The 22,509-nt window shown below is 39.3% G+C and carries 17 protein-coding genes; 13 read left to right on the top strand and 4 right to left on the bottom strand.

What is annotated here, in order from left to right; all coding sequences use genetic code 11:
• The first annotated feature begins 122 nt into the window (after positions 1 to 122).
• The 10 genes from BM137_RS10345 to BM137_RS10295 all read left to right on the top strand — a co-directional run bounded on the left by BM137_RS10345 (position 123) and on the right by BM137_RS10295 (position 12,446).
• Positions 123 to 827 (top strand): Crp/Fnr family transcriptional regulator, encoded by a 705-nt coding sequence (locus tag BM137_RS10345; RefSeq protein ID WP_092481094.1) that lies wholly within the window; start codon positions 123 to 125, stop codon positions 825 to 827.
• A 144-nt stretch (positions 828 to 971) separates the two neighbouring features.
• Positions 972 to 1,205: a heavy-metal-associated domain-containing protein gene (locus tag BM137_RS10340; protein ID WP_092481093.1), complete on the top strand. Its 234-nt coding sequence runs from the start codon at positions 972 to 974 to the stop codon at positions 1,203 to 1,205.
• A 295-nt stretch (positions 1,206 to 1,500) separates the two neighbouring features.
• The gene (locus tag BM137_RS10330; RefSeq protein WP_092481091.1) at positions 1,501 to 3,405 is read left to right on the top strand and encodes a heavy metal translocating P-type ATPase; all 1,905 of its coding nucleotides are present in this window, start codon (positions 1,501 to 1,503) and stop codon (positions 3,403 to 3,405) included.
• Positions 3,406 to 3,895: 490 nt separating this feature from the next.
• On the top strand, positions 3,896 to 4,729 hold the full coding sequence (locus BM137_RS10325) for a hypothetical protein (RefSeq protein ID WP_092481090.1): 834 nt from the start codon (positions 3,896 to 3,898) through the stop codon (positions 4,727 to 4,729).
• Positions 4,730 to 5,335: 606 nt separating this feature from the next.
• Entirely contained in the window at positions 5,336 to 6,388 is a 1,053-nt protein-coding gene (locus tag BM137_RS10320; RefSeq protein ID WP_092481089.1) for an ABC transporter ATP-binding protein, read from the top strand.
• Complete coding sequence (locus BM137_RS10315) at positions 6,385 to 7,275, top strand: carbohydrate ABC transporter permease (RefSeq protein ID WP_092481088.1); 891 nt, start codon at positions 6,385 to 6,387, stop codon at positions 7,273 to 7,275. The genes BM137_RS10320 and BM137_RS10315 overlap by 4 nt, the downstream gene beginning before the upstream one ends.
• A 16-nt stretch (positions 7,276 to 7,291) precedes the next feature.
• Positions 7,292 to 8,113, top strand: coding sequence for a carbohydrate ABC transporter permease (locus BM137_RS10310; protein ID WP_092481087.1), 822 nt, complete (start codon positions 7,292 to 7,294; stop codon positions 8,111 to 8,113).
• A 40-nt stretch (positions 8,114 to 8,153) separates the two neighbouring features.
• Positions 8,154 to 9,476: an ABC transporter substrate-binding protein gene (locus BM137_RS10305; RefSeq protein ID WP_092481086.1), complete on the top strand. Its 1,323-nt coding sequence runs from the start codon at positions 8,154 to 8,156 to the stop codon at positions 9,474 to 9,476.
• 10 nt (positions 9,477 to 9,486) lie between these two features.
• Positions 9,487 to 10,794 carry an MBL fold metallo-hydrolase gene (locus BM137_RS10300; RefSeq protein WP_092481085.1) on the top strand — a complete coding sequence of 436 codons (1,308 nt, stop codon included), beginning with the start codon at positions 9,487 to 9,489 and terminating at the stop codon, positions 10,792 to 10,794.
• Between the two features lie 89 nt (positions 10,795 to 10,883).
• A complete protein-coding gene (locus BM137_RS10295) occupies positions 10,884 to 12,446 on the top strand; it encodes a bifunctional metallophosphatase/5'-nucleotidase (protein WP_092481084.1) in 1,563 nt (520 codons plus the stop codon).
• 502 nt (positions 12,447 to 12,948) lie between these two features.
• Here BM137_RS10295 and BM137_RS10290 read toward each other — a convergent pair.
• The 3 genes from BM137_RS10290 to proB are packed head-to-tail and all read right to left on the bottom strand — an operon-like array spanning position 12,949 to position 16,154.
• Complete coding sequence (locus BM137_RS10290) at positions 12,949 to 14,079, bottom strand: NAD(P)/FAD-dependent oxidoreductase (protein WP_092481083.1); 1,131 nt, start codon at positions 14,077 to 14,079, stop codon at positions 12,949 to 12,951.
• Entirely contained in the window at positions 14,076 to 15,320 is a 1,245-nt protein-coding gene (locus BM137_RS10285) for a glutamate-5-semialdehyde dehydrogenase (RefSeq protein ID WP_092481082.1), read from the bottom strand. Before BM137_RS10285 ends, BM137_RS10290 begins: the two co-directional genes overlap by 4 nt.
• Positions 15,321 to 15,338: 18 nt before the next feature.
• Positions 15,339 to 16,154, bottom strand: coding sequence for a glutamate 5-kinase (proB, locus tag BM137_RS10280; RefSeq protein WP_223156071.1), 816 nt, complete (start codon positions 16,152 to 16,154; stop codon positions 15,339 to 15,341).
• 433 nt (positions 16,155 to 16,587) lie between these two features.
• Between proB and abc-f the strand changes: the two genes are divergently transcribed.
• Together abc-f and BM137_RS10270 are read left to right on the top strand one after the other, a co-directional pair.
• The gene (abc-f, locus tag BM137_RS10275; RefSeq protein ID WP_092481081.1) at positions 16,588 to 18,174 is read left to right on the top strand and encodes a ribosomal protection-like ABC-F family protein; all 1,587 of its coding nucleotides are present in this window, start codon (positions 16,588 to 16,590) and stop codon (positions 18,172 to 18,174) included.
• Positions 18,175 to 18,339: 165 nt separating this feature from the next.
• Positions 18,340 to 19,329 (top strand): DUF4349 domain-containing protein, encoded by a 990-nt coding sequence (locus BM137_RS10270; RefSeq protein ID WP_092481080.1) that lies wholly within the window; start codon positions 18,340 to 18,342, stop codon positions 19,327 to 19,329.
• A gap of 304 nt (positions 19,330 to 19,633) precedes the next feature.
• Here BM137_RS10270 and BM137_RS10265 read toward each other — a convergent pair whose 3' ends face one another.
• Positions 19,634 to 20,773 carry an acyl-CoA dehydrogenase family protein gene (locus BM137_RS10265; RefSeq protein ID WP_092481079.1) on the bottom strand — a complete coding sequence of 380 codons (1,140 nt, stop codon included), beginning with the start codon at positions 20,771 to 20,773 and terminating at the stop codon, positions 19,634 to 19,636.
• Positions 20,774 to 21,248: 475 nt separating this feature from the next.
• On the opposite strand from BM137_RS10265, the gene BM137_RS10260 reads away from it, so the two are divergent.
• On the top strand, positions 21,249 to 22,316 hold the full coding sequence (locus BM137_RS10260) for an FUSC family protein (protein WP_177192559.1): 1,068 nt from the start codon (positions 21,249 to 21,251) through the stop codon (positions 22,314 to 22,316).
• Positions 22,317 to 22,509: the final 193 nt, after the last annotated feature.

Here is a 22,509-nt window from a genome sequence, read left to right as displayed (position 1 = left end):
GGGATTGGAATTCTTTCCAGTCCTTTTTCCATTTTCTTGATGTGCATCAATTTTTTTGTAGTAAGAGACTTATATAATAAAAGCAGCGAATATAAACAAAATAAATAAAGGGGGAGAATGAATTGACTAAACATACCCATCATGAAATTGGTGACCACGCAGCCTGTATCCGCTTGGTTCCAATATTCAATCACTTAGAGGATAGCGCGATGAATTACATTGCTGAAAAAGCCCACACGAAACAGTATCAAAAAGGAGAGTTTCTGTTTCGTTCACAAGAAAAAGAGGATACTTTATATATTATCAATCGTGGGAAAATCCGTATTTATCGATTGGCAGACTCTGGCAAAGAGCAGCTAGTGCGGATCTTGAACCCTGGTGATTTCACCGGAGAATGGACCTTGTTCAACCCGGATGCAGTACACGAGGAATATGCCGAAGCAACCCGAGATACCGTTGTCTGTATGATTCAGCAAAAAGATGTCCAAGATTTTCTGGAACAATACCCAGCTATTTCTTTAAAACTATTGGCGGAAATGTCTAAACGGTTAGAAAGTTCAGAACGTCAAACGACACAAGTAGCAGTAGAACAAGTAACTACCCGTTTAATTTTATTTTTGGCAGAAAGTGTGGAACCTGAAATGGACAACTCTCCAACCATCACTTTACCAATGGCAAAAAAAGATATTGCTTCCTATTTAGGAACAACACCTGAAAGCATCAGCCGCAAATTTACTGAACTAGAAAATGAGGGATTAATTCAACAGCTGCCTGGTAAAAAGATTAAGATTCATGATTTAGATGACTTATTGCTTTATGGCGAATAAAGAAGGTTTTATGTTTAAAAGACAAAACTTGATGAGCGTCAAGTTCCATTTGCCAGAAATGGACTATACTACAGTTGTAAAGAGGAAAAGCAGTGCTTATCAAAGCCACTGCCGATAAATACACACACGAAGGAGAAATGAATCATGGAAAAAGCGACCTTGCAATTAGAAACGTTGTCTTGTCCAAGTTGTATGCAAAAAATCGAGGCTGCCGTAAAATCGGTTAATGGGGTGGATAAAGACAGTATTAAAGTCTTGTTCAACTCCAGCAAAGTCAAAACTAATTTTGATGCAGGCGTCACATCGATTGACGCCATACAACAAGCCATCGAAGAGGTAGGTTATCCGGTTCTGAAGACAAGAGTTAAAGCCGGCTAATGCTGAATCGCTAGCGAAGTATGAGCAATCCTGGAAAAAAGCCATTTTCCGGGATTGCTTTTTTTAATGCTATCAACTTTGAGCGGATTAGAAAATATCCCTTTTTTAAACTTGATAGCTATCAAGTTCTATCCGCCGAAAAGGCTCTATAGTAATCAGTGTAGAGAGGCAGTGGAATTCAAATTAAAAAATAAACTCTTTTTTCAAAACTTGACGGCAGTCAATTTGTTGCTGAAGCGATTATTCTATACTAAAGACATCAAGAACAACACTAATAAATTTGGAGGGAAAAATCATGCAACACTATATATTAAGTAAGAAAAACAGTATTACTGTCATCAGTGGATTGTTGATTGCAATAGGATTCTTTAGTCACTTTGTTTTAGGAAATGTCGCTCTTTCTGAATGGTCTTTGATCATCGCATCTATCTTTGGGATTGCACCGATTGCTATCCAAGCGGTGCAAGCAATGAAAGTGAAAGTCATTAGTATTGATGTCTTGGTCAGTATCGCGGCAATTGGAGCACTCTTCATTCAAAACTATGAAGAATCTGCTATTGTTACCTTCTTATTCTTGTTTGGTCACTATTTAGAACAACGAACATTGAAGCAAACGCGCTCCGCTATCAAAGAATTGACTGAAATGGCACCCGAAAGCGCCTTGAAACAAATGGACAATGGCGAATTTGAAGAAGTCGAAGTGGATGATGTTGATGAAGGAGATATTCTGCTTGTTAAAACCGGCGCTAAGGTACCGGTTGACGGTACGGTGATTTCAGGCGATGGCCATATCAATGAAGCTAGTATTACCGGTGAATCAGTGCCGGTCACTAAAGCTGCTGACGCTGAAGTTTTTGCGGGAACCATTTTAGAAAATGGGACGCTTCAAATTCGAGCAGACCGTGTCGGTGAAGACACCACCTTTGGGAAAATTATTGAACTTGTGGAAGAAGCGCAAGATTCGAAATCGGAAGCTGAACGCTTCATTGACCGCTTTTCCAAATATTACACCCCCGCTGTCTTGGTACTGGCATTTGTCGTTTGGGTGGTCAGTCAAGATGTAGAATTAGCCATTACGATTTTAGTTCTCGGTTGCCCAGGCGCATTAGTCATCGGGGTTCCCGTTTCAAATGTGGCGGGCATCGGAAACGGCGCACGCAACGGGGTTTTGTTGAAAGGCAGCGAAGTCATCCAAGATTTCAGCAAAGTGGATGCGATTGTATTTGATAAGACAGGTACGTTAACTGTTGGAAATCCAACCGTTGCAGCGACTGAACTGTATGAAAAGGATTCTGCTGAAACGCTTGGCTACTTGGCAAGTGTGGAACGCGAATCCGACCATCCCTTAGCAAAAGCGGTCTTACAGCAAATTGGCGAAACAACCATTTCTCCTGTTGAAGGAACTGAGGTCGTGAAAGGCGGCGGAATCGTTGCAAGTGTAGCTGGACATAGAGTGGCTGTTGGAAACGTAGCCTTGATGGAAAAAGAACAGGTTATCCTCAGCAAAAAAGCGCAAAAAGATGTTAAACGGTTTGAACAAAATGGGAATTCTCTTGTTCTGACAGCGGTAGACGGCGAATTGAAAGTACTGATGGGCATTCGCGACCAAGTTCGTCTGGGAGTAAAAGCTAATTTGCAAGAATTAAAAGATTTAGGTGTTAAAGATCTAATTGTTCTTTCGGGAGACAATCAAGGAACTGTTGATGTTGTAGCAAATGAACTCGGTTTGACCGAAGCACATGGGAACATGCTGCCAGAAGATAAGTCAGCTTATATCGGAAAGCTCCAAAAACAAGGTCAAATCGTAGCCTTTGTCGGAGATGGAGTCAACGATAGTCCGTCCTTAGCTTTAGCGGATATCGGTATCGCAATGGGCAGCGGGACAGACGTCGCGATTGAAACATCCGATGTGGTTTTAATGAACTCGGACTTTAGTCACTTGCCTCATGCATTGGGCTTAGTAAAAGCTACCGCAAGTAATATGAAACAAAATATCGTGATTGCAGTTGGAGTAGTCTTAGTCTTGTTGGCCAGCGTTTTCTTTAGTGAGTGGATGAATATGTCTATTGGTATGCTGGTCCATGAAGGCAGTATTTTAGTGGTGATCTTCAACGCGATGAGATTGATGAAGTTCAAGTTGAAAGGCCGAAAAGAGCAGAAAGAAGTTTTAGAACCAGCAGAAATAGTGAAAATATCTTAAGGTTAAGTTGACAAATCAATGTAGAATACTCGGAATTTTAGAACTATTCAACTTGTTGAACTCCCGACTTTTCATTAAAAGTCGGATCGGTTGTTTAAAATGACTGGGTATCCAAAAAAGGGGCTGAGACAATAATCTTATTCTCCAGTGTAAAACCAAACGTCTGCTTCCAGAATACGAGCCAAAATGCAGCCCTAGTCTCAAATAAGCCAAAAAACGAACGAGAAGGTATTCTCTCGTTCGCTTTTTGGCTTATTTGAGTTATTCAGAGTACATATTTCCTCTATTTACACAAAATTATTGACGCTCCCGAAAATGACTAAATCAGTGGAAAACAAATTTTAATAGTAATTTAGTTTTATTATTATATAATTGAGTTAAGGGATTTCAACTTTATTTCCATTCCGAAATAAAGAGTGAGATTTGAAGCTAATGGATTGTGTTTAAGAGTGTGTTAGTTTTAAACTAAAAGAAATAAGGAGGCTACATCATGAGAAACAAAAAAGTTGCAACGGCAGTTCTTTTTCTAAGTACGCTTGTTATTGGGGCATGTGGAAATGGTGGAGATAGTGCAAATAGCGCAAGTTCTGCAGAAAGTCAGTCGAGTTCTGAAGTTACTCAATCAGAAGAAATTTATCAAAATATGTATGATGATGGTTTAATTTTATTTGAATCTGAAAAATATAGTGAAGCTGGCGGAATTATTGATTTGTTGTTGCAAAACGATCTTTCTGAGTATGCTGATTTAGAGGCGCAAGCTCAAGAATTAAGAGAAAAAATCAGCAGCGCACAAGTTGAAACAATCAAAGAAGAACCTACTTATGAATTAGTTGAAAATTCTGCATATAAAGATGAACGAAATTCTGTTTTAATCAGTGAAGATTATATGAAAGCTACAGGAAAGAGTATTATGGAAGCTTCTGATGAAGAGATTGAAACTTGGTTAGCAAGTAAAGAGCAAGAAACTAGTCAACCAGAAGTTAATCAATCCCAAAGCAACAGCGAAAGTGAAAGTACAGAGAGTAGTGAAAGTACTGAAACAGAGGAATCAGAGAGTACCGAACCAGCTTTGACTCCTGAAGAAGAAGAAGTTTTTGTTTTAGAACAAGTTGTTGCCTTAACTGGAATTTCTCCAGAAAACAACCAATTCTTCACTTCCAAGTTGGATGAAGATACCTATCAAGTTGAGATTCGTAATTCTCATGAAGTAGATGGAGTAGAAATATCCAACATGGTTGGTATGTTTGAATACACGTTGTCTACAAATGAAGTTGAGAAAATGAACCCAGTGACGGGTGAATACGAAGTCGTTGATCCTCAATAAAAAAATCTGTCTGAACGCTAAGAAAAGGGCTTCCTCTAAATGAGGGAGTCCTTTTCTTGTTGTGCAGTGGTGTTAACTTAGTGAGAAGGCCCGTAACGGTAGTATCAACATAGTTGAATGTCACTAACGATCCGAATAGCCTCCCTATCGATTATGTAAAATGTCTGGAAGGCACTAACGACCAATTAAGTTATCAGCAAAGAACGAAATTATCCTCGTCTCGTCAGACTAGATATCTAAAAATAAGCATAGCTCAAAAGTAACTTTACTTTGGGTTATGCTTATTTGCTGATCAAAAAAGCCAGTTCTTATTGTAGTTTTGAAAATGGGGAATAGTTGGTTGAACTGGAAAAACTTGAGAAATGCCGCTTTTTTTAAGCGAACGATAAAAGGGTGTTTAACAATAATAGTTAGTTTTTAGTTAAAGTCTCCAGTACTACAATATATAACAAACCTTTATTAAACGCAATATGTTTACAAAAACAAAATAAATGAAGTTATCAAATCACGAACTTTACAATAAATTTATGTATCCAAATTCGTTTTGGTTTGTTACAATGTTTTTGGATAGGAAAGCCATCAAGAAAAAAATAAGAGGTGAAAAGTGTGCAAGTTCATTTTGAAGATATTGCCATGGATTATGGAGACAAAGAAGTGTTACATGATCTGAATTTTGTTATTCCCGAACATTCACTAGTTTCTATATTAGGACCAAGTGGGTGTGGAAAATCAACTACATTAATGTTGATTTCAGGCTTAACATTTCCCACAAAAGGGAAAATATTTTTTAATGACAAAGAAGTTACCAAGCAAGATGCTGTAAAAAGAAAAGTCGGAATGGTTTTTCAGAATTACGCCTTGTATCCTCATTTATCTGTTCTAGAAAATATTATGTTTCCGTTGAAGATGGCGAAAATGCCTAAAAAGAAACGGAAAGAAAGAGCACTAGAGTTAGCAAAGCTTGTACAAATTGAAGATCATATACATAAAAAACCTAAACAACTTTCTGGTGGGCAACAGCAACGAGTTGCAATCGCCCGAGCTTTAGCAAAAGAGCCGGATATCTTATTGATGGATGAACCGTTATCCAACCTAGATGCTCGTTTGCGGATCGAAATGCGTGAAGAGATTCGCCGGATACAACAAGAAACAAACGTTACCACCATTTTTGTCACACACGACCAAGAAGAAGCGTTAAGTATCTCAGATCACGTGATGGTATTAAATGAAGGACATATTCAACAAATTAGTGAGCCACAAAAGTTGTATGAGCACCCAAGCAATTTATTTGTAGCTGAATTTTTAGGGAATCCAGCTATCAACACATTTGATGTAGAAGATTCGCGAATAAATGTTTCTGCTTGGAACATTCCTGAAACCCTGCAGCAGCAAGTGAAGAAAATCGGTATTCGTCCTGAAAACATTGAACAAACATTGGATCCAGCTAAAGCTTTTTACACAGGAGAAATTACTCATGTTGAGCGAATTGGGAAAGACACATCGATTAAATTAAATCAAGATGGTCTAGTCGTTGTCACTAATAATATAGCAGGAGAATTTCATACGGGAGAGACTCTTCAGCTGACAGTTGATGCAAAAGACATTCTCTACTTTGATGGTGTTGGACAAGCGTTATTGATGGAGGAGGTTGCTCAATGATCCAGAAACCAACCTGGAAAAGTTCTTTGAAAGCTTATATGTACCTAGCTCCGATGTTGATTATCATGTTGACGTTTAATATCTACCCGATTTTTAAATCTTTGGCGATGAGTTTATATACGGATTACAATTTTTTCCAGGATATCGTCAATGAATATGGTATTGGAAACTTTGTGGAGATATTCCAAGATCCTAATTTTCATATTGCATTAAAAAATACCTTCATTTTTGTATTAGGTGTAGTCCCTTTATCGATTGGGTTATCCCTACTTATTGCCCTGATGTTGAACAAAATAAAATTGCTATCTAGTTTTTTCAGAACCATTTATTTCTTGCCTTTTGTAACGAGTACCGTAGCAATCTCATTGGTTTGGAACTGGATTTACCATACACGATTCGGATTGATGAACTACTTTTTAGGCTGGTTTGGCATCAACCCAATCAACTGGCTGACGGATCCGGATTACGCTTTACTGGGATTGATTATTATGTCCGTTTGGAAAGGATTAGGCTTTAACATCATCCTCTTTTTAGTGGGATTGAACAATATTGATGAGAGTTATTATTCAGCAGCTAAGATTGACGGCGCAACTCCGTGGCAACGATTTTTAAACATTACAATTCCATTGTTGAGTCCGACAACATTTTTAGTGACGGTTACAGGATTCATCAATAATTTTAAAGTGTTTGATGAAGTGTATGCGATGTTCCAAGGCCGACCGGGTCCAGGAAACTCTGCGTTGACAGTGGTGTACTACTTGTATGAAAAATTTTATACCGAATTCAATTACGGTGAAGCGGCAGCAGCGGGAGTAGTCTTATTCGTTATTATTTTACTTGTGACTGTTCTGCAGTTAGCTTACAATCGCAAATTTGTCCATTATTAAGAAAGGAATTGGCTAAATGAGTGAAAAAGTACAAAAATCCATTTTATATATTTTACTAACGCTTGGTGCCATTACGATGTTGATTCCTTTTGTATGGATGTTGTCAACGTCTATCAAATCTGCCGGTGAAACCATGCAGATGCCGCCTATATGGATTCCAGAGGATCCTAAATTTGAAAATTATATTGAGGCTTGGAATGCAGCACCCTTTGGACGGTATTTCTTAAACAGTGTTTTGGTGACGGTGCTTTCGACAGCCGGTGAACTGATCACGACGATTTTAGCGGCCTTTGCTTTTGCTAAGATGGAGTTTTATGGAAAAAATATCCTCTTTACGATTTTAATTGCGACTATGATGGTGCCGGGAGAATTGTTGATTATTCCGAACTTTGTAACCTTGTCCCGATTTGATTTGATCAACACGTATGCCGCACTGATTGTTCCTTGGCTGGCAAGTATCTTTTCTGTGTTTGCATTACGTCAGACTTTTCAAGGCGTACCGAATGAGTTGTATTACGCTGCAAAAGTGGATGGCTCCAGTGACTTCCGTTTTTTATGGTCCATCATGGTGCCTTTAGGAAAATCTTCTATTGTAGCGATTGCGATTTTAAAAATTATTGGAAGCTGGAATTCATTCATGTGGCCGCTGATTGTGACCAATGACACCGAGCTTCGGACATTACCTGTTGGATTGCAAGCTTTCACAACCGAAGCAGGAACACGCTTTGAGCTGTTAATGGCGGCTTCAACAATCGTTATTATCCCAATGGTCATCATTTATGTTTTTCTTCAAAAACAGATTATTGCTGGGATATCTAAGAGTGGGTTAAAAGGGTAAAAGCCCAAAAAAATATACATATAAGGGAGAGAAAGAAGAAATGAAAAAGTCTAAAAAGTTGTTGGCAGGAGCAGTTACATTAATGAGTGCGTTTGTATTGGGAGCTTGTGGAGCTGGTGAAGGGGAAACGGCAACAACGGAAGAAAACAGTTCAGCAGATGCAACAGGCGAAACTGTTGAAATCACGTTTTGGCATGCGATGAATGGACCTCACCAAGAAACCATCACGAAATTGACGGATGCGTTTAATGAATCACAAGATCAATACGTGGTTGAAGAACAAAACCAAGGCGATTACGATACACTGCAACAAAGAATCATGGCATCTGGAGTTTCTGGCGATCTTCCTACTATGGCTCAGTTAACACCAGGCGATGTTCCAGATTTGGCTGAAAACAATTTATTGGTTCCTTTGACAGATATGCTTGTTAGCGACAGCGGCTTTACTCAAGAAGCGATGGACGATATTTATGAAGGATTCTTAAGCAGCTCGACATACAACGAAGAACTTTACGCAATGCCTTTCTCCAAATCAACTCGGGTAATGTATTTCAACCAAGACATTCTTGATGAATACGGGGTTGAAGTCCCAACGACTTGGGAAGAAGTAGAAGCTTTAGGAGAACAAATGGTAGCTGCTGGAGACGATGCTGTAGCTCTTGGACTTGAAAATTCATATGAAATGGAATACGAAACATTGGCTCATCAAAACGGTGCAGAATTTATCAATGGCGAAACTATGACTACCGATATCGGTGGTGAAGAAAGTGTGGAAGCTTTAACACTCTTAATGGACTTGATTGATCAAGGATACGCTCGTACAGCAGGTGAAGATGGATTCTTCTCTGGTCCATTTGGCCGTGGAGAGAGTGCTCTATACATTGGTTCAAGTGCTGGTTTAGCTCACGTAGTTCCTGTTGCTGAAGAAAATGGCATCAACTGGAGTACAGCTGAACTTCCTGCTTACAACGATACTCAATTGACTTTATTTGCTGGAAATGACTTAGGCGTATTCTCATCTGCAACAGAAGAAGAACAACAAGCTGCGATTGCTTTCATGGCTTTCTTATTAGAACCTGAAAATACAGCTACATGGGCAATTGAAACGGGTTATGTGCCGATTCGTCGTTCAGCATTAGAAGTGGAAGAATACAAAACATATTTAGAAGAAAATCCTCGTGCACAAGCAGCTAACTTAGAATTAGAATATGGGATGTCTTCTCCTTCATTTGTAGGTTCTGGAGAATACCGCAATAATCTATTGGAAACGCTAGATGGTGTATTGGTAAATGATGCAGATATTCAAGAATCATTGACTCAACTAGAAGAATCTACCCAAGCAATATTAGACGAAAACAAATAGGAGCGATTGAATGACGACATTTCAAATTTGGAATGGTCTGAATACAATTGGCGGAAATATTGTTGAAATACGGACAGAAACAGCGCGAGTTATCTGTGATTTTGGACTAACGGGTATTGGAAAAGTGATTGAAAATACCGATGGACTTAGTGAAATGGAATATTTGGTCAAACATGGTTTTATGCCTGCTATTCCTGAATTATATGATACTTCAGCATTTCAAACGATAACACTGTCTTCATATGAAGACAGTTCACTGGAAACAGCAATTTTTATCTCTCACTTGCATTTGGATCACATGGGATTATTGAAATACTTGCCCGCTACAACGAAAGTTTATCTTTCAGAAGAAACAGACAAATTGTACCAGACATTAGTAGCAGTAGGAGAAGAAGATAAGAGTCATGTGGAACGCATTACTTTTAGCGATGACGAAAAAATTCAGATTGGTGATATTCAAGTCCAACCTAAATTGACCGATCACGATACGATAGGAGCTTGTGCCTTTTTCATTGAAGCGCCAGGATTGAAATTAATCCATTCAGGCGACGTGCGTTTGACAGGGTATTATCCGGAACGCGTTGAAAAATGGGTGCAAGAGGCTGCAAATTGGCATCCTGATGTATTGTTGCTGGAAGGGACCACGTTTAGTTTTGAAAGTCCAAAAGAATCTGGTTTCGATTCAGAAAAAGGGTTAGTGGAAAACTGGAAGCAATTGCTCCAATCCACAACTAATCAAATCATTTTTTACAATCCTTATATTCGGAATGTGGATCGATTACGGAATGTTTCTTTAGCAACAGAAGAATGCGGTCGAATCTTTGTATTTGAGGAATCTTATGCCCAATTGATGCACGCTTTTTATCCAAATGAAACATGGACAGTCTTGACAGAATCAGCCATTGATCTTCAAAAACAGTCTGATATAGAGTGGATTTCTTTAGCAGAAGTACAGCAACATCCAGAACAATACGTGTTGCAAAACAGCTTTAAAAATATTGAGGCAGTATCGACATTTGATAAAGGTATTTATGCCCACAGCAATGGCGAACCACTTGGTGATTACGACAGCAATTATGCCGTTTTATTGGACAAATTAGCTGCCAATCAGTTTGAGTTTCTGCCATTTAGCGCCAGTGGACATGCGGCTCAAGGAGACTTGATCGGTATTGCCCAAAAAGTGCACGCCAAACACACAATACCTTGGCATACATTTGAACCAGAAAAAATGCACCGAATATTTATTGCAGAAGGAGTGCCTTCTTTCTTAGCAGAAAAAGGAGTAGTTTATTCTGCGAGTGAAATTGAACAGGACTAACCATAATGCATCAGGAAACCATTTGGCGATAACGGCTGAATGGTTTTCTGTGTTAAAATCAATAATATTAAGAGATGGAGATGACGCAAATGGAATTGACGATTCTAGAAACGAGTGACTTGCATGGTTATTTATTTCCGACAACTTATCAAAAAAGAAACATGGACGAACCGTTTGGTATTTTAAAAGCCGCAACGGTCTTTAAAGAAGAACGTAAAAAAGCCAAGGGTCCTGTATTTACAGTGGAAAATGGAGATTACATCCAGGGTTCTTCTTTAAGTTACTACTTGGCTAAACAGCGTAAAGACCCTGCTGAATTGATGCAAGCATTGAACGCGATGAAATATGATGTAGGCGTTCTGGGCAATCACAGTTTTAACTATGGGCTGGAGTATTTGAAAAAAGGCATTGCAGCAGCTGATTTTCCGGTGATGTCAGCCAATATTTTGAATACCCATAATGAACCAGCTTTTGGCAAAGGGTACGGTGTGTTTGAAAAAGAAGGTGTGAAAATCGGCTTTCTAGGATTGACGACGCAATACATTTCGCAATGGGAACATCCGAATCACTACGCAGGATTGCATTTCCAATCTGCTGTAGAGTGTGCTAAAGAAATCGTCCCTTTATTGCGAGAAGCAGCTGATATTGTGGTGGTCAGTTATCATGGCGGATTTGAGCGGGATTTAAAAACGGGCGAGCCGACAGAAGTATTAACTGGTGAGAATGAAGGGTATCAATTGCTCAGTGAAGTGGCTGGGATTGATGTCTTATTGACCGGGCATCAACACCGGGTAATTGCAGAAAACGTGAACGGAGTTGCGGTTATCCAACCGAGTGATAAAGGCAGTTATGTGGGAAAGGTTGTTGTGCAATTAGAGCAAAAGGCTGATGGATATGTGGTTGTGTCGATGGTGCCGAGTTTGATTTCAGTAGCAGAAGTTGAGTGTGATTCCGAATTGAAACAACATTTTGAGCCACTGCACAACGAAGTGGAAGACTGGCTAGACCAGACAGTCGGAGTGGTAAAGGGCGACATGCACATCACTGACCCTCATCAAGTCCGCGTCAAAGAACACCCGTATATTGAACTGATTCAAAAAGTACAAATGCACGCTACGGGAACGAGTATTTCGGGGACAGCTTTGTTTAACAATCTGGGGACTGGATTTGGCAACACGATTACCACCCGAGATATTGTGACCAATTACATTTACCCCAATACACTAGCTGTTTTAGCCATTACTGGTGCTGATTTGAAAGCGGCATTGGAGCAATCTGCAGGATATTTTGCTTTGGAAAGCGATGGTTCAATCGGAGTAAATCCCGATTTCATGGATCCGAAGCCGCAACATTACAATTATGATATGTATGAAGGGGTTGAGTACACGATTGATGTCAGTAAACCCATCGGCTCGCGTATTGTAGAGTTGACCAAAGATGGCAAACCCATTTCTGAGGATGAGCCGTTAGAAGTGGTCACCAATCAATACCGCGCAGTTGGCGGGGGAGATTACATGATGTTTGATGCTTCGAAAATCGTGCGTGAAGTAACCACGGACATGAGCGAACTGATTGGCGAGTACATCAAAAAGAATCCTGTGATTGATGCAACGGTGAATGATAATTTTAAAGTCATGAATGGTGAAGGATAGTAATAGAAGAAAAAAGAGTGTCTGTGAATTTTGATAGGCACTTTTTTCATATTTAGTTATTTAAGGGGTTTTAAAAAAAGCTTATTACAAATTTTCTCTTGGTAGCTCGTGTACTCGGCTGTCTAGCTAACAAACCATTCTGAAAAGTTACAGCAAATGTGAGCTGGAGGCCGTCTAGTTCGCAATTGGTTTTAAAAATCCGAGTAAATGTGAGCTATAGCCAGTCTACTTAACAATAGACCTCAAAAAAACCGATTAGATTATAAACTAGAACCAGTCTGCTTAACGATTGACAGCAAAAATCTGAGTAGAATATGAGCTAGAACCCCTTTAGCTCATATTTTGACTAAAAAAACAACGTAGAATGTTAAGTAAAAGACTCTCTAAAGGAACTTTCTTTTTATAAGCGAAGCGAAAATCATAAAAAACAAAAACACCCTATCTAGCGCTCATGATACATCGAGGAACGCTAATTAGGGTGTTTAGGTAATAACCAATTTTGTTATTTTTTAATGTAGTTTTCAATCGGATAGTCTCTCACAGGCAAATATGTAACCTCTCCATTGATGAGTTGCACCAAAATTTTCGCAATCATCGGACCACTTGTCAGTCCAGACGAACCTAATCCGCTAGCTGCATACAATCCAGGAGCATCAGAAACTTCCCCGAAAAATGGCGCAAAATCAGAAGTATAAGCACGCGTCCCCACTCGAATACCTTTGATATCCGCGTCAGCTAACCCAGGAGCTATTTCAATCGCTTCATCTAACATCACACGCAATTGCTTTTTAGTCGGTTCTAAATCATAGCCTTGATCATTTTCATGCGTTGCTCCGACAATCACTTTTCCGTTGGCAAATGGAATAATGTCTTTTTCCCCATCGGGCATAACCACCGGCCAATCGTCTGTCTTTGCATCCAAATGCAATTCGACCAATTGGCCTTTTTGAGGACGAATATCCACTGCATATCCCAGTGGCTCAAGCAATCCCGGTAACCAAGCACCGACTGCCAAAACGACTTTATCAAATGAGTACTGATTAGTTTCAGTCTTTAAGCGATAAGGTTGTTTTTCCCCAAGCTCGATAGTTAGTTGTACCTCATCATTATAGACTGAAGCACCATTTTTCTGAGCTTTTTCTTTTAATTTGCCAGTCAATAAGGCACCGTCAACTTTAGCACCGCCAGAAGCAAATAAGGCAGATTCTGTTGTTTCAAGAAGCGGCGTTTTTTCTTTGATTTCTTCAGGAGACAAGATCGCTAATTTTCCAATAGTAGGGGCATCCTCGCGTCGTTTTAAAGCAATTTTTTCTAATTTAGCTAAGAGTTTAGGCGTTTTTTTGAACACTAAAGTTCCGACTTGACGGTAAATGTCCGAACGAGCGGGATCTTCGCCTAAGTCTTGCATCAATTGAGGGTAAAAGGCCGCACCACTAGCGGCTAATTGGTACCACTGCTTGTTTCGACGTTGCGACAACCATGGACAAATAATCCCGGCTGCAGCTGAAGTAGCTTGACCAATTCCACTATCAAAAAGAGCCACCTCGTATTGAGAATGTTGGCTGAGGTAAAAAGCTGTTGTGGAGCCGACAATTCCGCCACCCACAACAGCAATCTTTACTTTTTCACTCATCGTATTTGACCATTCCCATAGACAATGGTTTTGTAAGAAGTTAATTCTGGCAATCCCATTGGTCCACGAGCGTGAATTTTTTGAGTACTGATGCCAATTTCCGCTCCAAATCCAAATTCAAATCCATCTGTAAAGCGAGTAGAAGCATTGATATAAACAGCAGCTGAATCGACTTCATGAAGGAATTGCTGACTAGATGCATAATCGTCTGTCACGATAGCTTCAGAATGCCCCGTGCTGTAACGATCAATGTGTTCAACTGCTTCTTCCAGATCTGAAACCACTTTAACAGCTAAAATGTAATCCAAAAATTCTGTTTCCCAATCTTCTTCAGTGGCAGGAATCGATTTGGACAAAATAGTACCCGCTTTTTCGTCTGCACGCAATTCAACATTGTATTCAGACAAGGCTGTTTCAATTTCAGGTAAGAAAGCAGCAGCCACATCTTCATGGATCAACAATGTTTCAGCAGCGTTGCATACGGACGGACGCGAGCATTTGGCATTGACGATAATGTCTTTAGCCATTTCAAGTTGCGCATCTTTATCAATGTACACGTGGCAATTGCCGACACCTGTTTCAATGACTGGGACTGTAGCATTTTCCACAACTGCTTTAATCAAACCAGCTCCGCCTCGAGGAATCAAAACATCTAAATACTCGGTCAATGTCATCAATCCTGTAGAGGATGCTCTAGAAGTATCTTCTACCAATTGAATCGATTGCTGAGGGAAATCCGTTTGACTCAAAGCTTTTTGTAAGATAGTAATAATCGCTTTATTCGTGTGAATCGCTTCTTTTCCACCACGCAAAATAACGGCATTTCCGGATTTAAAGCACAACACACCAGCATCTGTCGTGACATTTGGACGAGATTCATAAATGATTCCAATAACGCCTAAAGGAACGCTTTGACGGCCGATAGTTAAGCCGTTGTCCAGTGTACGCATAGAATGGACAGTTCCGATTGGATCGGGCAACCCAGCTACTTGTTTGATACCTTCTGCCATAGCGATGACGCGTTCTTCATTCAATGTCAGACGGTCCAACATCGTTCCTTTAATTCCGTTGCTTTCAGCGGCAGCTAAATCTTGTTGATTCGCTGTTAGAATATCCTTTTGGTGTTCCACTATTAATTGACTCATAATGAGTAGAGCTTGATTTTTTTCTTGAGCAGAAGCTTGAGCTAATTTGCGCGAAGCTTTTTTGGCGTTTAGGCCTAACTGATTTAAAGTTTCCATAGTAAACTTCCTTTCTGGTTAATCTTTAGGAGTAAACAACGTTCCGACTTCTTTTCCGACCACGATATCAAAAATCGTATCCGGTACTTTTCCGTTCGTTAAGACCATTTGTGCATGAAGATTCAGCATGTGGTCTGCAGCTTTTAATTTCGTGATCATTCCACCCGTTCCAAATCGAGAACCTTGGCCACCGGATTGCTGGTAATGAGCGTCCGTAATGTCAGAAATTTCAGAGAATAAAACAGCATCTTGATGTGTATTCGGATTTTTATCATAGAATCCAGCTACATCCGTCAGCATGATCAATAAATCAGCGTTTGTAATTTCAGCAACAATCGCAGATAATTGGTCGTTGTCGCCAAACTTAGTCAAATGATCCAATTCTTCTACTGAAACTGAGTCGTTTTCGTTCACAATTGGGATGACGCCAGTTTTGAGTAATTGTTCAAATGTGTTTGAAGCATTTAATCGGCTTTCGGGAAAGTCTACAATATCGCGGGTCATTAAAATCTGCCCGATGATCTGACCGTAGCTAAGGAAAAATTTGCTGTATAGATTCATGAGTTGGCTTTGGCCGATAGCAGCGACCGCTTGTTGTTCCGGTATCGTTGCAGGGCGTGTGGACAAGTTAAGCAGATCCATGCCTACACCAATTGCACCAGATGAAACTAAAATAATATCTTTTCCTCTGTTTTGCAAATCGGTCAGTACAAATGCCAACCGCTCAATACGTTGTAAATTGACGCTCCCATTCGGGTACATTAAAGTGCTCGTACCCACTTTAATGATAATACGTTTGCTGTTAGCAACTTTTTTTCTGGCTAATGTATTCAAGTATATCCCACCTTAATGTTTCATCATTTTAGTGATTATTGTATCAGTTTAACGAAAGAAAAACCACCACAGCAAGAAGAGGATTAAGATGAAAGCCTTTAAAATGAAAGGAAACACATTTTAAAATGACGCATAAAGAACAAATGAGGTGCAATACAAATGCTTGTATCAAGACGAATAAATTGCTAGAATAAAGGCGTAGAGAAATCTAAGAAAGGTACAGGTGTAAGCCGATGCGTATTATTCAATCTTAATTCAGAAAAGAATGTGTTGTTCTATAGAAGAAAAGTTGATGTTTTCAGCTTATTTGATATGGACAAAATAACAGGACTGAACGTAGATTGAATGGGACATAATGGCTATACCTATACTATAAATAGGCTTATTTAGTTATGTGCAGGCAATCTTCTTCAGAATTGAAGGAGGTTTTTTTGTGCTTTTAGAAGTAAAACAAATTGAAAAATCTATTGGAGAAAAGACACTATTTACGATACCAGAATGGCACATCTATGAAGGCGATCGAATCGGTATCGTTGGAAGGAATGGGTCCGGGAAAACGACGTTGCTGAATATTTTGGCTCAAAAAGAAGAGCCCGACACTGGTTTTGTCCAACTCAATGGCATGGCAGGCTTTATCGAGCAGTTGCCGGATCATGAACCATTGGATACGTTAAGCGGTGGAGAACAGACGAAACAACAAATCAATCGAGCATTGTCAATTCAGTCAGGGATTTTATTTGCGGATGAACCCACTAGTCACCTAGATACGGATGCCCGCCACTATTTGGAAAAACAACTGAAGCATTTTTCGGGAGCTGTCTTAGTAGTTTCCCATGATCGAGCTTTCTTGAATCGCGTGTGCAACCGGATCGTAGAGATAGAAGAAGGCAAGGTACATTTTTACACAGGAAATTATGAGTCCTATCAAGCTCAAAAAGAACAAGAAAAAGATTTTGCCCAGCAAGAATACGAGGCCTATACAAAAGAAAAGAAACGCTTAAAGAAAGCCATGATAAGTACTCATCAAAAATCAGAAAACTTACGAAAAGCACCTAAACGGATGGGTCCTTCTGAAGCGAGGTTGCATAAAATGGGCGGACAAGATTCCCGTAAAACCTTGGACAAAGCCGTGGGGAATTATGAGAAACGAATGGAACATTTGGAAGTGAAAGAAAAACCCGTTGATCTTTCGCCAGTTAAAATCCAATTGGACAAAGGAAGAGAGATTCACAATTCTATTTTGATTTCGGGTACAAAAATCCAGAAAAAATTTGGTTCACGAGTGTTGTTTGATAACGCAGAATTTCAGTTATTGAACCATTCAAGAACTGCTTTAATTGGACCAAATGGATCTGGGAAAACATCTTTAATCAAAATGATGCTCCAAGCAGAAAAAGGGATTCATTTGGCAAAAAATATTCATTTCGGCTATTTCAGCCAGTCATTGGATCTATTAGATGAATCTGAAACGATTTTAGAAAACGTGATGAAAAAAAGTACGAAAGAAGAATCATTTGTCCGTATGTTGTTGGCAAGACTATTATTTAAAGGCAATGCAGTATTTAAGCCCATTTCAGTTTTAAGCGGCGGAGAGAAAAACAAAGTTTCTTTAGCACTTTTATTGGCGAGTGATGCGAATGTATTGATATTGGATGAGCCAACGAATTATTTAGACATTGCTTCTATGGAAGCTATTGAAGAAGCCTTAAAGGGATATGAAGGAACTATTTTATTTGTTTCTCATGATGAGCAATTCGTCAACAATGTTGCGACTCACATTTGGCAAATTAAAGACCGAAAAGTTCTTGCAAAAGAAGTTGATACAGATGATGAGACCTTTAGCCAACAAGAAAAGCCGGAAAAAAAGAATGTTGCTAGTGAAGAAGAATTGCTTGTATTGGAAAATCGACTGAATGCAGTGATTTCAAAGTTATCTCTATTGCCGGAAAAAGAGCCTAAAGATCAATTGGAAGAAGAATATTCTACATTGCTCCAACAGATTCGTCAGTTAAAAAAATAATCGTGGAATTTATAGAAGTTTTGGGACAATAGTTCAAACGTCTACTATAAAACCGAACGCATTTTGACCCGCTCCCTTCCTACGTTTTTCAAAAGGATTATATTTTAGTTCAGCTTTTAGAAAAGGTATACTAAAGCTATTAAAGAAGCATTGAGGAGGGGTTGGATGAAGAAGAAAGCCGGATTATGGACTTTAGCCCTATTATGCTTATTGGTTGGCTGTTCTTCAAATGGAGTAAGTGATTCAGAAAATGCTGCGGAGGATAAAGGCATTACCCAGATGAATGAAGCGCAAGATACCACATCCCAAGAAGAGAATAGCGCTAATTTATTGATCGGAGAAAAAGTTATCACCACGATAGACATGACTTACGAGACTATCGAGTATCAAAACTCTGTCACTCAGTTAAAAGAAATTATAGAAAAACATCAGGCTTATATCGAGACATCAAATGAAACGACAAATAGCTACAATGGCAACAGCAATAGGACAGAAGCCAAACTTCGTCAAGGAACGTTCTCTATTCGTATCCCAGTTGAAGCAGTGGATGATCTTTTAGCTGATTTAGAAGGAAACCTCGGAACTAAGGTCAGTGAACAAATTGGAAACGAAGATGCGACTAAACAGTATCAGGATACGCAGATGAGAATTGAAGTATTGCAACGCAAAGAAGACCGGTTGCTGGAATTATTAGATCAAGCTACAGTGATAGAAGACATTTTAGCGATTGAAAATAATTTATCCGAAACCGTTGCAGAGAGAGAAATATTGCAGTCTCAAAATGATAACATCGATGAACTTGTGGAGTATTCTACTTTGTATCTAACGCTTTTGGAACGATCTAGAATCTCCAGCCAACCAGGTTCAACTATGCCATTTTGGGAGCGGGCAAAAGAAGCCATTGTGGATTCAGCGTACACATTCTATTACTGGCTTCAAGATACAGCTATCTGGTTGATTTATGCATTGCCTTATTTGATTATACTGGCGGTTATTGTTTTGTTAGTATTGGGAGTGCGCCGTACGAATTGGTGGAAGAAAAGAGAGGCTGAAAGAGCATCTAAAAACCGACAACCGAGTCGCTATCAAGAAAAGAAAAAAATAATGGCTAAAAGAAGCGACAAAAAAGAGCCGAAAGAGAAAGATTCAGAATAGAGTGGGCCTTTAAAAACAGTTGTGACTCCTATCCCTTAGCAGCAATAAAAAACACAAAAAAATCGATGACACAAAAAAGCACTCCCATTTGCCTAACGAAGCAAATGGGAGTGTTTGTGTTCAACTGCTTTAGCATACGTTGAATCACAGAAAAGGGCTGTCTCTACTTTGGAGGAGTAAAGAGTAAACAAGGGGTTGCTTGTTTATTTGGTATAAATAGAGTATAGCTTTCAAATATGAAGAATCTGTGATAGAACTTTTTTCTTTTAGCGAAATCAGTTTTTGCAGTCCCAATCCATTAAATTTATCTTTCAATGGGCCCTAGCAAAAGGTTTGCCCATGAATCATGGAGCGATTCTTGGTCAGAAGGTTGGAACAACCCAGCATAGACATCCCGCAGTAAACGAGACAATTCGCTACTGTTGGAGTAAGAACCGCCTCCAGAAGCGCGTACCATTTCTTCCACTGTTTTAAACGAAGCTTCCACAGAATAGTTTTTAATCGCGGACAGCCGCGGCATCCAATATTTTCCATGGTCCACATCGTTTTCCACATCATCGGCAAGGGTATTGATTTGAGGCGGAATAGAGTCTAATAATAAAGCAGCTTCCGCGATACGCCAACGGATATTTTTGTCTTGGTCGTAAGTCGTCCCTTGAGCAATTGATTTGCGCTTTTTCACACGTTCAATTCCTAATTCTAAAGCGCGTTTTCCAATTCCGTGATATGTTGCAGCTAGTAAGATTTCAAAGTGGGCAAAAATACCAAATACGACGGGATCAAAACTTGGTCCTGGAGCTACTTTTGTCAAAATATTTTTTTCAGCCGCATAAGCGCCCTCCAACATTAAGTTGTAGGATTGGGTACCTCGCATACCAAGTGTATCCCATTCTGGTTTAACTTGGACCGTTTCAGGATTGTTCTCGATATAAGCAAACACAGATTGCGGATCGCCGTTGTTATCATCCATTCCATAAGTCACCATACGAGTAGCTTCTCCAGACATCGAAATAAACACTTTTGGTCCATAAAAACGGTAACCGCCATCATCTTCAGGCTTCGCTTGGCAAATAGATCCAAAAAGAACACGATCATTAGCAGGCTCTGAAATAGCAAAAGAGAGCAAGTGCCCATCAACTGCATCTTTTAAAAGTTGTTCGCCTCGCTTATTACCATGGCTGATCATATATTTTCCAACGCCCACAATGATTTGATGCATATTAATACCTAAAGCTGTCGCAGGAGCTGCTTTTGCAAGACGAGTTTGCTCCTGTGCGATTTCTTTCAGCGTCAATCCATGGCCGCCATATTCTTTAGGCACAAAGGCTTTGTAATATCCCGCTGCCTTTAAGGCTTCGTAATCTTCATAGGGAAAACTATTTTCTTGATCGTATTTTGGTGCACGATTGTGAATCTCCTCTAATAAATCCTCGCTCAAAAACATGCTTTTTCCTCCTTGAATCCATTTATTTATATAACTAAAGATAATTCAAAACAAGTCGCCACTGCAAGCATACAAATGAAATAGGAAGGCTTTGAGGCGTATTATGGCTATTATTCTTTCAAATAAGTAGAAGAATCTCTTTTTTAAATACAATGATGTTTTTTTCAGAAATCTCTGGAGAAAACAAAAAAACCACTTGCTGCTTGAGCAAGTGGTTTAAAGGAGTAGTACCTGATACTTTGGAGGAGTATAAGGTAAAAATGAAAATATAAAAAAGTTGGTTGTTATTGGTATGTATTTATACTACTGAATATTTGTGAAGAAAATGTGTTCAAAATGTATTTTTTCTATTGTCTTTCTTTTTAGGCTTAGTCCAAAAAGTCTCATAAAACACCAAAAGTAAGTAAAAAAAGTATATAATAGAAGAGTTGCAGATACTCATCACTGCATAAAGTTAGTAGAAATGGGGGATGAAATGAATAAAATAAGCCTAGCATTTAAAGACTTGCTGAAGATAAAAGAAACAGAAGACTCTATATTGCGTGTCTTGGGAGCTGGTGTGACAACTGGTATCATGCTTTTACTAGGATATGTATCAGGGAATATGCAGATTGGAACCTTTGGTGCATTAGGTGCCTTTGCCTTTTTATATTATCTGCCTATCCCCAACAAACAGTTGATCAAGCGCATATTTAGAGTAGGATTGTGTATGACAACGGGTTTCTTTTTAGGAGCCCTATCTACCTTTGTCCCTTGGGTAATTCCCATCACAATGAGTTTAATCAGTTTAGCCGGTTTTATTGTATTTAGAGTTCTACATGCGCCAAGACCGGGAGCATTCTTCATTATTATGGTCAGTTCGATGGCAACAGGAACTTCCTTAGACTTTAGCGGAATTGCAGCTGCTACTGCCTACGTCGCTTTAGGAGTCGCGGCATCCATTGGAGTTGCGGTCATCGTCAGGATCGCGCATCGCAAATTAAGCGGTGTGGAGGTCTCTATAGAAAATAGTTCTTTTAACGAAAGATGGAGACATGCACTCACACATGATTCGCGGTTATTGTTATCTTCAATTCATCATGCCTGCATTATTTTTTTCGCTACCTACATCGGAATGGCTCTAGGATTAGGGAACCCTTATTGGGTAACAATCTCTTGTGCTGCGGTTTTGCAGGGAAGCGAGCTGATTGCTATCTTTCAACGTAACGTACAGAGAATCGTTGGAGGAATGGTTGGTTTATTAGTGGGGATCGTATTATTTTCTTTTGATTTGAATGTCATTTCGACAATCACCATTATTGTGATTCTCAATGTATTCGTGGAATATGCGATGGTCCGCAATTACGCCATAGCCAACTTTTTTACCAATCCCTTATCTCTGTTGTTGGCAAATTTATCAAGCGGAGCATTTGTCAACGACTTGGTCAGTTATCGGTTTTTTGGTCTGGTTTTAGGCAGTATGATAGCCTTTATAGGTGCAGCACTGATATCTTATGCGCTTCGGTTATATGATGGTGAAATGAATTCAGTTAAAAAGAAATAAGCAGCAAGAAAATCTAGATTTAAAAAAGAGTCGAAACAGTTCGACTCTTTTTTACTGTCCAAATAAAAAAGCAGAAACCGGGATAGGGTTTCTGCTTTAAGGGATAAGTCTCTTTTCATTAGGGGGAGAAAAGAGAATGAAATTTTAGGTTTACTTAAACGACTAAAAATAGTATACCAACTTCACGGATTTA

It is taken from the genome of Desemzia incerta (assembly GCF_900115825.1).
Classification (GTDB): Bacteria; Bacillota; Bacilli; order Lactobacillales; family Carnobacteriaceae; genus Desemzia; species Desemzia incerta.
The sequence above is the reverse complement of the archived record's forward strand: the minus strand, read 5'-3'. Positions and strand labels throughout refer to the sequence as shown.

What these genes read in the sequence shown, in the direction of transcription:
- BM137_RS10340 (WP_092481093.1), top strand. Translation starts at nt 972, where the DNA reads ATGGAAAAAGCGACCTTGCAATTAGAAACGTTGTCTTGTCCAAGTTGT.
- BM137_RS10330 (WP_092481091.1), top strand. Translation starts at nt 1,501, where the DNA reads ATGCAACACTATATATTAAGTAAGAAAAACAGTATTACTGTCATCAGT.
- BM137_RS10325 (WP_092481090.1), top strand. Translation starts at nt 3,896, where the DNA reads ATGAGAAACAAAAAAGTTGCAACGGCAGTTCTTTTTCTAAGTACGCTT.
- BM137_RS10315 (WP_092481088.1), top strand. Translation starts at nt 6,385, where the DNA reads ATGATCCAGAAACCAACCTGGAAAAGTTCTTTGAAAGCTTATATGTAC.
- BM137_RS10310 (WP_092481087.1), top strand. Translation starts at nt 7,292, where the DNA reads ATGAGTGAAAAAGTACAAAAATCCATTTTATATATTTTACTAACGCTT.
- BM137_RS10305 (WP_092481086.1), top strand. Translation starts at nt 8,154, where the DNA reads ATGAAAAAGTCTAAAAAGTTGTTGGCAGGAGCAGTTACATTAATGAGT.
- BM137_RS10300 (WP_092481085.1), top strand. Translation starts at nt 9,487, where the DNA reads ATGACGACATTTCAAATTTGGAATGGTCTGAATACAATTGGCGGAAAT.
- BM137_RS10295 (WP_092481084.1), top strand. Translation starts at nt 10,884, where the DNA reads ATGGAATTGACGATTCTAGAAACGAGTGACTTGCATGGTTATTTATTT.
- BM137_RS10290 (WP_092481083.1), bottom strand. Translation starts at nt 14,079, where the DNA reads ATGAGTGAAAAAGTAAAGATTGCTGTTGTGGGTGGCGGAATTGTCGGC.
- BM137_RS10285 (WP_092481082.1), bottom strand. Translation starts at nt 15,320, where the DNA reads ATGGAAACTTTAAATCAGTTAGGCCTAAACGCCAAAAAAGCTTCGCGC.
- BM137_RS10270 (WP_092481080.1), top strand. Translation starts at nt 18,340, where the DNA reads ATGAAGAAGAAAGCCGGATTATGGACTTTAGCCCTATTATGCTTATTG.
- BM137_RS10265 (WP_092481079.1), bottom strand. Translation starts at nt 20,773, where the DNA reads ATGTTTTTGAGCGAGGATTTATTAGAGGAGATTCACAATCGTGCACCA.
- BM137_RS10260 (WP_177192559.1), top strand. Translation starts at nt 21,249, where the DNA reads ATGAATAAAATAAGCCTAGCATTTAAAGACTTGCTGAAGATAAAAGAA.